Annotated in this window: 10 protein-coding genes; 9 read left to right on the top strand and 1 reads right to left on the bottom strand. The window is 32.4% G+C overall.

Annotation, left to right across the window (positions count from 1 at the left end; genetic code table 11):
- Positions 1-211 precede the first annotated feature (211 nt).
- The 6 genes from RT228_RS03000 (at position 212) to RT228_RS02975 (ending at position 8229) form a co-directional block, all read left to right on the top strand.
- Complete coding sequence (locus RT228_RS03000; protein WP_006259467.1) at positions 212-1498, top strand: citrate synthase; 1287 nt, start codon at positions 212-214, stop codon at positions 1496-1498.
- A gap of 108 nt (positions 1499-1606) precedes the next feature.
- Positions 1607-2521: a dimethylarginine dimethylaminohydrolase family protein gene (locus RT228_RS02995; protein ID WP_006264737.1), complete on the top strand. Its 915-nt coding sequence runs from the start codon at positions 1607-1609 to the stop codon at positions 2519-2521.
- Between the two features lie 10 nt (positions 2522-2531).
- Positions 2532-3470, top strand: coding sequence for a citrulline utilization hydrolase CtlX (gene ctlX / locus RT228_RS02990; RefSeq protein ID WP_006259465.1), 939 nt, complete (start codon positions 2532-2534; stop codon positions 3468-3470).
- 144 nt (positions 3471-3614) lie between these two features.
- Positions 3615-5738 (top strand): TonB-dependent receptor plug domain-containing protein, encoded by a 2124-nt coding sequence (locus tag RT228_RS02985; protein ID WP_313138437.1) that lies wholly within the window; start codon positions 3615-3617, stop codon positions 5736-5738.
- Positions 5739-5788: 50 nt separating this feature from the next.
- Positions 5789-7180 (top strand): HmuY family protein, encoded by a 1392-nt coding sequence (locus RT228_RS02980; protein ID WP_230456763.1) that lies wholly within the window; start codon positions 5789-5791, stop codon positions 7178-7180.
- A 380-nt stretch (positions 7181-7560) separates the two neighbouring features.
- Positions 7561-8229 (top strand): hypothetical protein, encoded by a 669-nt coding sequence (locus RT228_RS02975; RefSeq protein WP_036496893.1) that lies wholly within the window; start codon positions 7561-7563, stop codon positions 8227-8229.
- On the opposite strand, the gene RT228_RS02970 is transcribed toward RT228_RS02975, so the two are convergent.
- Positions 8226-9194, bottom strand: a complete 969-nt coding sequence (locus tag RT228_RS02970) for an AraC family transcriptional regulator (protein ID WP_006264741.1) — start codon at positions 9192-9194, stop codon at positions 8226-8228. The two genes, RT228_RS02975 and RT228_RS02970, sit on opposite strands and share 4 nt — an antisense overlap.
- A 130-nt stretch (positions 9195-9324) precedes the next feature.
- Between RT228_RS02970 and RT228_RS02965 the strand changes: the two genes are divergently transcribed.
- From RT228_RS02965 to xpt, 3 genes are all read left to right on the top strand, one after another.
- Complete coding sequence (locus RT228_RS02965; protein WP_006262058.1) at positions 9325-9987, top strand: class I SAM-dependent methyltransferase; 663 nt, start codon at positions 9325-9327, stop codon at positions 9985-9987.
- Between the two features lie 70 nt (positions 9988-10057).
- On the top strand, positions 10058-11392 hold the full coding sequence (locus RT228_RS02960) for an MATE family efflux transporter (protein WP_006262057.1): 1335 nt from the start codon (positions 10058-10060) through the stop codon (positions 11390-11392).
- Between the two features lie 153 nt (positions 11393-11545).
- The gene (xpt, locus tag RT228_RS02955) at positions 11546-12112 is read left to right on the top strand and encodes a xanthine phosphoribosyltransferase (protein ID WP_006259458.1); all 567 of its coding nucleotides are present in this window, start codon (positions 11546-11548) and stop codon (positions 12110-12112) included.
- Positions 12113-12917 lie beyond the last annotated feature (805 nt).

Genomic DNA, 12917 nt, shown 5'->3' with positions numbered 1-12917 from the left:
ATCCAATGTGTTTATGATTATTTAGTATGCCTTATTTTTTCATTCGTTTTGTTAGTCTCTAAAATGAGGTTTTTTGTTCATTTTTAATGATTACTTTACGAATATGACTTGTATGTATGCATAATAATTCCTATCTTTCCTACTGAAAAATTACTAGAATATGTTTGCTAGTAGTGAGTAAAACTTATAGAAAAAATAAAATAATAACAATATGTCTAAAACAGCTTATATAGAGGTTGACGGTAAAAGACATGAGTTTCCTGTATTAGTTGGTACTGAGAATGAAGTAGCAATTGATGTATTGAAATTACGTGCTTTAACTGGAGCTATTACTTATGACCCAGGTTATAAAAATTCTGGTGCATGCAAGAGTGCAATTACATTCTTAGATGGAGAAGAAGGAATCTTGAGATACAGAGGGTATTCTATTGAAGAATTAGCAGAATATTCTAACTTCTTAGAAGTTTCTTATTTGATTATCTTCGGTGAATTACCAACTCAAGAACAAATAGAAAAATTCGAGAATGATATTAGAAAGTATTCATTAGTTAATGAAGAAATGAAGAATATCATTGATGGGTTTCCTAAGACGGCACACCCAATGGGAGTGTTAGCTTCTTTGACTAGTGCTTTAACTGCATTTAATCCTAAAGTAGTGGATGCTGATTGTTCTAAGTCATTATATGAGGCTGTATGTAAGACAATGAGTAAATTCTTAGTAATAGCAACTTGGACCTATAGAAAAGCTAAAGGATATCCTTTAAACTATTATGATAACACTAAGAGCTATGTGGATAACTTCTTAAGATTGATGTTTGCTTTGCCAACAGAACCTTATGAAATCGATCCAATTATAAAAAATGCAATTGATAAATTATTTATCTTACATGCTGATCATGAACAAAACTGTTCTACATCTACAGTACGTATGGTAGGTTCTTCTCATGCAGGATTATTTGCATCTGTATCTGCTGGTGTTTCTGCTTTATGGGGTCCATTACACGGGGGAGCTAATCAAGCTGTATTAGAAATGCTTGAAGCAATTCAGAATGATGGAGGTGATGTTGAGAAATATTTAAACAAAGCTAAAGATAAAGACGATTCTTTCCGTTTAATGGGATTCGGACACAGAGTTTATAAAAACTTTGACCCAAGAGCTAGAATCATCAAAAAAGCAGCTGATGAAGTATTAGGAAAATTAGGTGTTGATGACCCTGTTTTAGATATTGCTAAAAAATTAGAAGAAGCAGCGCTTAAAGATCCTTATTTCGTAGAAAGACACTTATATCCTAATGTTGACTTCTACTCAGGAATTATTTATAGAGCTTTAGGTATCCCTACTGAAATGTTCACAGTTATGTTTGCTATTGGACGTTTACCAGGATGGATCGCTCAGTGGAAAGAAATGAGAATTAATAAAGAGCCAATTGGAAGACCTAGACAGTTATATGTTGGTGAAGCATTAAGAACATTTGTTCCTATGAAAGATAGAAAATAATATTTATTTTATATTTGTTGAGGAGGCACCCTAATTAAGGGTGCCTTTTTTATTTTGTAAAGAATTAAGTAGAGAGTATTTTGTTATATTTGTGGAAAATCAATATTTATGCTTAAGTTAAACGTTAAGAATGAAACCTCGAGATTGCGGGCTGTGGTCCTTGGTACAGCTAATAGTATCGGACCCACACCTACAGTAGAAGAAGCTTACGACCCTAAGTCGTTAGAGCATATTAAAGCAGGTACTTATCCTGTAGAATCTGACATGATTCAAGAAATGGATGCTTTTAATAAAGTATTCGAAAAATATGATGTAAAGGTGTATAGACCTGAAATCATTGAAGACTACAATCAAATTTTTACTCGTGATATTGGATTTGTGATTGAAGATAAATTCATTAAAGCAAATATCCTACCAGATAGAGATCGTGAATTACATGCAATACAGTATGTGTTAGATCAAATTAATCCAGCATCTATAATCTCTGCTCCAGAAGAAGTACATTTTGAAGGAGGAGATGTAATGCCATGGAATGATTATATTTTTATAGGAAGCTATAAGCGTCCAGATTATAAAGAATATATTACAGCAAGAACAAATCAACTAGGTGTTGATTTTATTAAAGAATTATTCCCTAATAAAACAGTTTTATCATTTGACTTGGTGAAGTCTAGAACAGAGCCACGTGATAATGCATTGCATTTAGATTGTTGTTTTCAACCAATCGGACATGATAAAGGAATAATCTATAAAGGTGGTTTTTATGATGAGAAAGAATACTATCAATTAGTTGAGATTTTCGGTAAAGACAACTTATTCCACATTGAAAGAGAAGAAATGTATCATATGTTTTCGAATGTATTTTCTATTAGTCCAGAAGTTATTGTGTCTGAACGTAATTTTACAAGACTGAATAATTGGTTAAGAGCAAATAATTTCGTTGTAGAAGAGATTCCTTATGCAGAAATTGCAAAACAAGAGGGGTTATTAAGATGTTCTACATTACCTTTGATACGTGATTAAAATATATGTTATGAATCAAACTACTAATACAATATTAATGATTCGCCCTGTGGCGTTTCGTATGAACGAACAAACTGCTGTAAATAACTATTATCAAAAAGTACTTGATAATACAACTCCTGCTACAGTTAATGCAAAAGCTCAACAAGAATTTGATGCTTTCGTAGAAAAATTAAGAGCTGTTGGAGTTAATGTTATTGTAGTAGAAGATACTGTAGATCCTGATACACCAGATAGTATTTTCCCGAATAACTGGATTTCTTTTCACGAAAGTGGAGAAGTGGTTCTTTACCCAATGTTTGCTGAGAATAGAAGGCTGGAGAGAAGAGAAGATATATTTGATATCTTGGAGAAAGAGGGCTTTGTAATTGATGATGATATATGGGATTATACGTCGGCGGAAGAAGATGATTTATTCTTAGAAGGAACAGGAAGTTTATTGTTAGATAGAGCTAATGAAAAGACGTATTGTGCATTGTCACCACGTGCTGATGAAGGTTTAGTTATTGAGTTTTGTGAAGATTTTGAGACAGACCCGGTAATTTTTGAAGCGTTTCAAACAGTAGATGGAGAAAGAAAACATATCTATCACACTAATGTTATGATGTGTTTAGCCGAAACATTTGCTGTAATTTGCGCAGATTGTATTGATGATAAACAAGAGAGAAAAACAGTCTTAAATAGTTTAAAGAGCACAGGAAAAGAAGTTATTACTATTACGGAAGAACAAGTTAATAATTTTGCTGGTAATATGTTACAAGTAAAAGGAGCAAACGATCAACGTTATTTAGTAATGTCAACGCAAGCTTATAATAGTTTAGACGCTAATCAAATAAAAGCAATAGAAAAGCATTGTCCAATCTTACATAGTAGCTTAGATACTATAGAAGCTTGTGGTGGTGGAAGTGCTCGTTGTATGATGGCAGAAGTGTTCTTACCTAAGAATTAGATAGATATTTATTTTGATATACTGAAAACGAAGCAATAGCTTCGTTTTTTTATTTATAAAATAATTATTTAAAATGAATTTAAATAAGATATTTTTCTATCTTTGCAATCAAGAAATCATCTAAATAAAAAACAAAAAGAATAAATGAAGCGTAATACCATATTTGTACTGAGTGCTTTTTGTGCAATTCCAGCATTTACTTTTGCTCAAGTACAAGATACTATAACGCCACCCAATGCTAATCTTGGAGAAATTGTTATCTCTGGACAGTATAGTCCACAATCTATAAATAAGGCTGTTAATAATGTGACAGTTCTGAATAGGCAACGTTTAGAAAATTTAGGGGCAGTAACATTAGCTGATGCATTAAATCAAGTGATGAATATATCTATACTACCAAATGCTGGTACAGGTAGATCTACTGTGAAGATGTTTGGTTTAGACGCCCAGTATTTTACGATACTAGTGGATAATGTACCTATGATTTCTGATGAAGGGTTTGGAAATAATACAGACCTAACTCAGATTAACTTAGATGATATTGAACAAGTAGAAATTGTAGAAGGAGCCATGGGGGTTGACTATGGAGCCAATGCAGTAACAGGAATTATAAATATCATTACTAAGAAAAATAATATTCATGATTGGAACGTAAATTTCTTTACACAAGAAGAGACTGTTGGTGATGAATATAATTTGAAGAATAAAGGAAAGCATATTCAGGGGCTAACGATAGGACATAATATAAATGATAATTTATATGCAAGTGTTAGTTATACTCATAATGATTTTAAAGGATGGTTTAATGATAGAAAAGGGTTTACTTATTATGGAGACGAGGATAAAAGGGGACACGAATGGTTACCAAAGAATCAAAATAATGTAAAGGCTCTTCTGAATTACCACCATAAGTCTTATCGTGTATTCTATAAGTTCGAATACTTTGATGAGAGAATGAAGGATTATAGTAAGACCTTCGAGGTAAACGAGGATCCTGTGTTTGAAACGATTGATCCTATTGCTAAAGACCGTATTACGAATACAAAGAGATGGTCTAACATTCTAAATACTTCTGGTAAATTTCAAGATCTTTTCCGTTTTGATTTGTCTTTTACTTATCAGAAACAAGAGAGGGAGATAGATTTTTATAGATATAGAATTAAGTATGACGAGAAATTTGATAAAAACTCATATAAAAGTGAAAGTAGAGAAGTGTTCTTTTCGAGAGGAACTTTTAGTGATTTTATTAAATGGGAAAGAGCTAGATTCCAATTAGGATATGAAGTAGCGAATAGTAAAGGGTATTCATTAATGAGCGAATCATTAGGAGAATCTCCTCAAAGCAGATCTTTAGGAAGTTATGATTTTTATGCTTCATCAGAGATTGACGTTATGCCTAATTTCATGATTCGTCCAGGATATCGTTTAATGACTTCAAATACTTTTGACAGTCAGCATGCTATGAGTTTAATGCTTAAATATGTATTGCCAAATGATTATGAGATTCGTGCTACTGTAGGTACATCTCCTCGTTTGCCTAATTATGAAGAGTTATATACGTATTTTGTAGACGTTAATCATGATTTACAAGGTAATCCAAATTTAAATCCAGAGAAAGGAAAGACGTTCTTTTTGAATATTAAAAAGGCAGTAGAATTTAGTGAAGATATTGAATTTAGTAGTAGTTTGACTGGACGTTTTTTGAATGTACAAGATAAGATTGATGTAATTCAGATTATTGATCCATCAGGACTTAAGTATAAATATCATAATGTTAATCGTTATAGAAATATAGGAGTAACTTTCTTGAATCAATTGCGTTGGAAAACATTAGATGTAGGTCTTGGTTTTACTTATTCAGGGGCTGCTCAGCAAATATATGGTGCTCCTAGTGATACAGATAAATTCTTATATACTCCTGAAGTGACAGCTAATGTTAGTTATAAGTTGCCATCTACAGGGACTATGTTCTCGTTATATTATAAATTTAATGGGGAAGAGTATCGTTATAAGATGGAGTCAGATCTTTTTGGTGAATACTATATGAAAGGAAAGCAAGAAAGCTATTCTTGGATGGATTTTAGTGTCCGCCAGCCTTTCTTTAAGAATATGTTGTTTGCAACAGTTGGGGTAAGAAATATATTTGATGTTAAAGATTTAACATCAACAACAAGTTCTGGAACAGCGCATAGCTCTTCTTCTCCTTCACAACCACTGGGATATGGAAGAAGCTTCTTTGTAAAATTACAATATAAATTAGGTTTTTAATGATGATGAGACGTTTATTACATATTAGCATATTTATTGTATCTCTTTTTATGATGATATCATGTGAAAAGGATTCTAAGAATGGTAATAGTGACACAAGGGATTTTATTGTAGCTTATGAAGAACAATCTATCAGTTATGGAGAAATCGTAGATAAGAAAGAATTAAATGTGATTTTTTCTGAACCGGCTGCCGAAGCGGGTAGTATTGAGATGAGAGTTTCTGAAGTAAATGCAAGATATGATGTAGATTATAATACTATTCCAAGTGCTAAAGCGGGTATATTAACTATTCCTTTCGCTAAAGGCGATCGAAAAGTGAATTTTGTATTTAATAACCTAATATATCCTTATGATCGTTCTGATAAGACAGTCCAGTTTGATATAGTGAAGGTTAATTATTCAATAAAAGAACCTAAGATTCAAGGATATAATGTGATGGTGGTTAGTTTTGATACAGCTATTGGAGGTCTTTTAATGCCTGCTATTGGTGGACCGAGCCAACCTAAACAAGTATACGTAGATTTAGGAGGAAAGGCAATGTATCTTGTACAACGTGATTCTTGGGACTTAGCCTTTTATGCAGATAAAGAGTTTAGAGTTAAATTGAACGGATCTATTTATATGGCTACAAGTGCTTTATCAAGTACAGATATTGATAAAGTGAGAGAAAGTGATGTAACGAGTCTAAAAGCTCAGGTACAGATAGGTACATTTGATCCAGCTAATGTTGCTTATATAGATGCTCCTACTGGTGAATTATCAGCAACAGCAATTAAGGAGGTAAAACTTAACCCTGATGAAAATAAAGTTTATTTAGTAAACTTAGGTTTTAAACCTGGTGCTTCTAGTGTTGCTGCAGGTTCTGTAAATGTAACTGGTGATACAAGAGGATGGAAGAAGATTAGAATACTAAGAAAAGATCAAGGTTATCTACTGCAGTATGCAGATTTAAATGATAGTACACATAAGGAAGTGTTTATAGAGAAGAATTCATCTTATAACTTTGTTTTCTTTAGTTTTGATACTAATAAAATTGTTAATGTTGAACCAAGTAAACAAAAATGGGATTTAAACTTTACTGTATTTACAAATACGGTTGATCAAAATGGTGACCCAAAAGGTTCTTATGGTTATTCTGATTTTATTGTAAACAATAGATATGCGGGTGTTACTGCTTATAAAGTTACAATACCTGAAAAGGATAAAACAATGTATAAGAGTTTCTCTTTAGCCGATGTAGATAAAGGAGCACTGTCTTTAGACTTGCGTACTATAGGTGGTACATGGAGAGATGTAGCGAATGATAAAAAATTATTCACTAATATCTTTTACGTAATTAAAGATTCAAAAGGTAATTACTATAAGATGCGTGTACTAAGCTTTATGAATGAAAAAGGTGAACGTGGATACCCAAGATTTGAATATAGCCTATTAAGGTAATTAATAATATTACATAACTATTTGTTGTCGCAGGTTATGTATGTGATTCAATGTAATCATACAGTACTTCAAGTATTTGTTGTTTATTGAGTTGTTAGTTTATTTTTGTTAGAAAACCCCAAGATTGTCGCTCTTGGGGTTTTTTTATTACTTTTAAGTTTTTAATCTGTCTATGATGCCTATAGTTACACATTCTAATAAGATTCTACATCCTTTATTTTTAGTATGCCTAGCTTTGCTTCTGTGTAATGATTTTTGGTTGAAAGAAGAGTTTTCTAATGTGATAACGGGCAAACTATCAGATTTTACAGGACTATTTATCTTCCCTTTTTTTGGTCTGCCTTTTTTCCAAAATATACTAGAGGTATTCATATAAGACAGTGTTATTGTTTATATGGTTTAAAAGTCCTTTATCTACCCCTGTGTTATCATGGCTTAATGGTTTTGGATTATCTATCGGACGGGTGGTTGATTATACTGACTATATGGCTTTAGTCAGTGTGGTGTTGTCCTATTATGTATTTAATAATATTACTATCCATAGATCATATCGCAGTGCCAAAGTAGGAGTGATTTATCTTTCTATTTTTTCTTTTATGGCAACTTCTCAGATTCCTAAAGTATCTACTTTTTATCCTATTCAGGACCAAGAGTATTATTTTAAAGGAACGAAGAGAGAACTGATTCAAAAATTAAATGAAGTTCAAGTAGAAAAAGTGCAGGAGTGGAATAATAAACTTACTCCTGTTCAAAGACCTATTGTAATTGACTCGGTTAATGATTTGATACATTATGAACTAAATGATCAATATGTACTAGGTAGATTATTAGATGTCGAAGAGGGACAGAAAGATAGCGTTTACTATGAATCTGATCTGGTTAAGTTTGTCATCACACAAGAGAACACTAGAGCCAAAATAACTCTTCTTGAGATTATGGTTAGAGTTCAAGGGATAGGAGATGTTGATATCACTAAACTACCATATCCTAAAAAGGAAGTCAGAGCTTTCAAAAGAAATTTGATAAGCCCCTTAAAGAAGAAATTCTAAGCTTCTCTGTATTTAGCTGGTGTAGTTTGATACATACGTTTAAAGGCAGAAGTGAAGTGTTGTACATGCTCATATCCACAGTAGTGAGCTATTTCTTTGATAGGTATAGTTGTGTTGCGCAACAATTTATGAGCGTATTCCATTCTTAATTGATACACATATCCGAATACTGTAGTATTGTAGACCTCTTTGAAGCCTTTCTTTAGTTTATAATCATTTAATCCCACTTCTAGTGCAAGTTCTGATAAACTAAGAGGGGCTTGATAGTTTTGTTCTATGTGTTCTTTAGCTTCTGCCAGTTTTTGTTTATCAGATAGAGATATTTTTGTCAAATCCTTATTGGAATTTAAACGTATATATTGCTCGAATTGTAATAGGAGTAATTCTTTACTCTTTACATCTAAGTATAATTGTTTCATGACACCAGTTCTATTTGTGTTATAAATTTCGGTAAGAACTGCTTTTATTTCTACGTTTACTAAAGCATTGTTTTGGAATAACTGGTTGTTTGTTTTATTGATAGGAGGGATCAGACCTTCATATTGATTAATTAAGGAGTCCACATGGTCTTGAGGGAATAGTACCTCCATATATTCATTGCTGTTTTCATTTTGTTTAAAAGTACCTTGTAGTTCTTTTTGTAAATATAGGTTGTGTTGATTTTTATTAAACTTTACATTGTTGTAAGTCGAATTAAAGGCTGATCTACCATTTATACAAAAGTGCATTTCATAAAATGGTTCATCTGTATACATCTCTATAGAGATATCCTTTTTTATATTCATCATCCCGAAGATTAGAATAGAATTCTGATTATAGTACTCTGTTACTTTATTTTCTACTATATCATTGTGGATGCGTATGGTCTTACATTTATCTAGATTAGCTGTTTCTGAGTATAAAGTTTGATATCTTTTCTCTAGTAAGATCTCTTTTGTATTGATGTCCTTAATGATCATTTCCATAATAATCCGTTTTGCGTAAAGTTTACTCCTTTTTAGGTAACAACTATTTTAGTTACATGAAGGAAATTTGCACAAATATAATTATTAAGATTAATTCTAAATAACTATATTTGGTCAAAATTTATAGTATATGGAGCCAATGGATAATATTGAATTAGCAAAACAGCTTAGATGTCCTAGTGGAGATGATGGAGTTAGGGTTGGAAATAGGATGTATGCATCCAATAGCAATATGATTTATAAAACTATTGACCGCTTAAACATTAAAGCAGGGATGCATATTCTAGAATTAGGATTTGGTAATGGTCGCCATTTGCCATATTTGTTTTCTAAAGAAAAAAGCTTGAGTTATGAAGGTATTGAGTTATCTGATGTCATGTTAAGTGAAGCAGCCGAATTCAATAAAGAGCTAATAAAAGAAAGTAAAGTCAAATTGTCTTTAGGGAATGATACAGGAAGAATGGATTTTGAAGACAAATTTTTTGACGGTTTCTTTTCTATCAACACTATTTATTTTTGGGAAGAGCCAAATAAGTATTTTCAAGAGATATATCGTATTTTACGTTCAGAAGGACAATTAACTTTATCGTATATTCAGAAGGACTTTGCTCTAAAACAAGCTTTCGTTACAGAAGAAATCTTCCATTTTCATAAGACAGAGTGGCTTATTCGTTTATTGACTAATATTGGTTTCTATAATATAGAACAATGGCAGTATATGGAGAATACAACTAATAAGTTGGGACAAGCTGTTGTACGTCCATTTGTTATTCTAAAAGCGACTAAGTTGTAAAGAAAGAAATCTTCTTATCCTTGTTTCTAATGTTTATCTGTGAGAATTATTAAATCATTCACTTATAAATATGGATAAACAGAAACAATTGATTTTAAAAGGCAATTTGCCTAATGTGATGTGGCAGATGTCTTGGCCAGCTATTATAGCGATGGTCTTATTTGGGCTAAATAACTTTTTAGACGGTGTCTTTGTTGGGCACCTGATTAATGATACAGCATTGGCAGCTGTTGGGATAGCTTTTCCTTTAGCACAGATTGGACAAGCTATCGGTAGCCTTATAGGCACGGGTGCAGGTGCCGCTATTAGTATTTGGATAGGAGCAGATGATCAGAGTAATTTGGCTAGATGTTTAGGTTCAGTTAATTTTCTTAGCATTTTATTCTCCGTGGCTTTTATGCTTCCCGCCTATATTTTTGCCGATGAACTAATCTATTTGATGGGAGGCAGAGGGGAGATAGCTATTTTAGCTTCCCAGTATTATAAGGTTATTCTATTAGGTACTTTCTTTTGGGTACATGGTTTAGCGTTGAATATGATGATTCGCGCAGAAGGAAAGATGAAGACTGCAGCTATAATGATAGCGATAGGGTTAATAATCGATATAGTACTTAAGCCTATTTTTATCTCTACATTAGGAGGTGGGGTAGTTGGTGCTGCTTGGGCTACTAATGTATCGATGATTGTTTATACTATTCTAGGTATAGGGTATTATCATTTTTCTAAATCTTCTTTTAAGACTGATGTTTGGTCATTTTTTAATGATAAGCAGATTACTAGACTTATTATTAAGCTAGGAATGCCTGCCATGATTATGATGGTGATGGTTGTCATTCAGAATATAGTCATTTTTAATGCCTTGTCTAAGTATGGTACAGATAGTGACATTACCTTCTTTACTGCTGTTAATCGTTTTTATTTATTATTGTGTACACCTATGTTCGGATTGATGCGTGCACTTCAGCCAGTAGCAGGGATGAATTATGGTGTCCAGAATTATGTTCGTACTAAGCGATCGTATGTGTTGTTTACTTGGACTGGAGCAGGACTATTATTACCCTTCTGGTGTTTAGTAATGTTTTTTCCTCAGGATGTCTTATCCTTAATGATACCAAACCAATTATTTTCAATAGATCAATTGATTAATTTTCGTGTATATATGAGTGTTTTGTTGGTGTTGCCAGCTATATTCATGGGGATGGTTTGGTTTCCATCTGTAGAGAATGCGAGGCCAGCTAGTTTGGTTGCGCTTTTTAGACAGTTAGTTTTGTATGTTCCTATCATGTTAGTTGTGCCCCGTATTTTTGGGATTAATGGTATTTATTGGGCAAGTGCTTTGATTGATTGGGCTATTTTTATTGTTGTCATCTTTGTGTTAAGACGTAGTTTTAAGATGCTGGTATAAATTAATAGAAGAATAGAGGCTGTTTTTTCTTGCTTGAGTAAAGAATTTAAAGGAACTAGGATAGGGATAAAAGGATTATGCGTAAATTCGCTTGCAATTTTCAAAGGAAGTTTAGTCGTCCTTTTCATTTTATAATTATACAACACAACATATATGGAATTATTAAGAGAGAGAATTTTGCAAGATGGAAGATGTTTTGAAGGAGGAATTTTAAAAGTAGACAGTTTTATCAACCATCAGATGGATCCTGTACTAATGAAATCTATTGGAGTAGAATTCGTAAGAAGATTTGCAGGAACTAATGTGAATAAAATTATGACTATTGAGGCTAGTGGGATTGCTCCAGCTATTATGACAGGATATTTATTAAATCTTCCTGTGGTATTTGCTAAGAAGAAAAAACCTAGCACAATGGAGAATATGTTACATACACAGATACACTCTTTTACTAAGGATAGAACGTATGATGTAGTTATAAGTAATGATTTTCTTCAGCCTACAGACAATGTTTTATTTGTAGATGACTTTTTAGCGTATGGTAATGCCGCTTTAGGAGTACTAGATTTAATAAAACAGTCTGGTGCTAATTTAGTAGGAATGGGATTCATTATAGAAAAAGCATTTCAAGACGGACGTAAGTTAATAGAAGAGCAAGGAGTAAGAGTAGAATCTTTAGCAATAATAGAAGATCTGTCTAACTGCACGATTACGATTAGATAATATTTTAGAATAGTTTTATATTCATATACAGCCCTGGACTATATAGTCTAGGGCTTTTTTATTGTCATCATAAGTTACCCCTCTTCAAGAGTGCGACAAGACCTTTTCAATATTGCTTCAAGAAAGAGGTGCTCAGATAGAGCAATCTTGGAGAAATGTTGAAGCGGTGTTGAAGAAGTAGGCATAAAGGCTTGCTATTACTGGGATACAGAAGTGTTTTGGCTTTAGAAAGATAATACTGGTAATTTACTTTACTTTTTGATAGACAATTGTTTACGATGATAATTACTCAATGTGAGAATAAAAAAAGTACATCTGTTTTTCTTCGAAACAAGATAATAGCCATATAATAAGGGACTTTTCTTCTAAAAAAGCATACCTATATAAGTAGATCAACTACAAAAAAGTAGATAAAACACCTTTGGGTAGGATAAAGTAACATTTAGAAATAGACAGAAAGGGCATAAGAAGGTATATTCTCAATTATTACATATATATAATAGAGTACAATATTAAATACATTCTACCGTCCAACCTTACGTATATATAGTATAGAGACGCCATAACGCTATAACCATTAAAAAAAGACAAAAAAACTTTCGCTTGTAAAAGGTGGTATAATAATGAGTTATGAAATACTTTTTAAAAACATTGAAAAAAAGACAAAGATAAGTTTGGAAGTAAGAGAAAAGACACTACTTTTGCATCCGCATTAGAGAAGTAGTTGCTACGGTAACAATGTCTCGAAGAGCAGACGATCATAAACAAAAATTGAAGCAAGAGCGACTAAAAAATAAGCTTTAAA

Origin of the sequence: Myroides sp. (genome assembly GCF_032073645.1) — a bacterium.
Classification (GTDB): domain Bacteria; phylum Bacteroidota; class Bacteroidia; order Flavobacteriales; family Flavobacteriaceae; genus Flavobacterium; species Flavobacterium odoratimimum.
Note: the sequence above shows the minus strand (reverse complement) of the source record. Positions and strands in the feature narration are given on the sequence as shown.

Coding starts and splice junctions, on each gene's coding strand:
- RT228_RS03000 (WP_006259467.1), top strand. CDS start 212: ATGTCTAAAACAGCTTATATAGAGGTTGACGGTAAAAGACATGAGTTT.
- RT228_RS02995 (WP_006264737.1), top strand. CDS start 1,607: ATGCTTAAGTTAAACGTTAAGAATGAAACCTCGAGATTGCGGGCTGTG.
- ctlX (WP_006259465.1), top strand. CDS start 2,532: ATGAATCAAACTACTAATACAATATTAATGATTCGCCCTGTGGCGTTT.
- RT228_RS02985 (WP_313138437.1), top strand. CDS start 3,615: ATGAAGCGTAATACCATATTTGTACTGAGTGCTTTTTGTGCAATTCCA.
- RT228_RS02980 (WP_230456763.1), top strand. CDS start 5,789: ATGATGATATCATGTGAAAAGGATTCTAAGAATGGTAATAGTGACACA.
- RT228_RS02970 (WP_006264741.1), bottom strand. CDS start 9,194: ATGGAAATGATCATTAAGGACATCAATACAAAAGAGATCTTACTAGAG.
- RT228_RS02965 (WP_006262058.1), top strand. CDS start 9,325: ATGGAGCCAATGGATAATATTGAATTAGCAAAACAGCTTAGATGTCCT.
- RT228_RS02960 (WP_006262057.1), top strand. CDS start 10,058: ATGGATAAACAGAAACAATTGATTTTAAAAGGCAATTTGCCTAATGTG.
- xpt (WP_006259458.1), top strand. CDS start 11,546: ATGGAATTATTAAGAGAGAGAATTTTGCAAGATGGAAGATGTTTTGAA.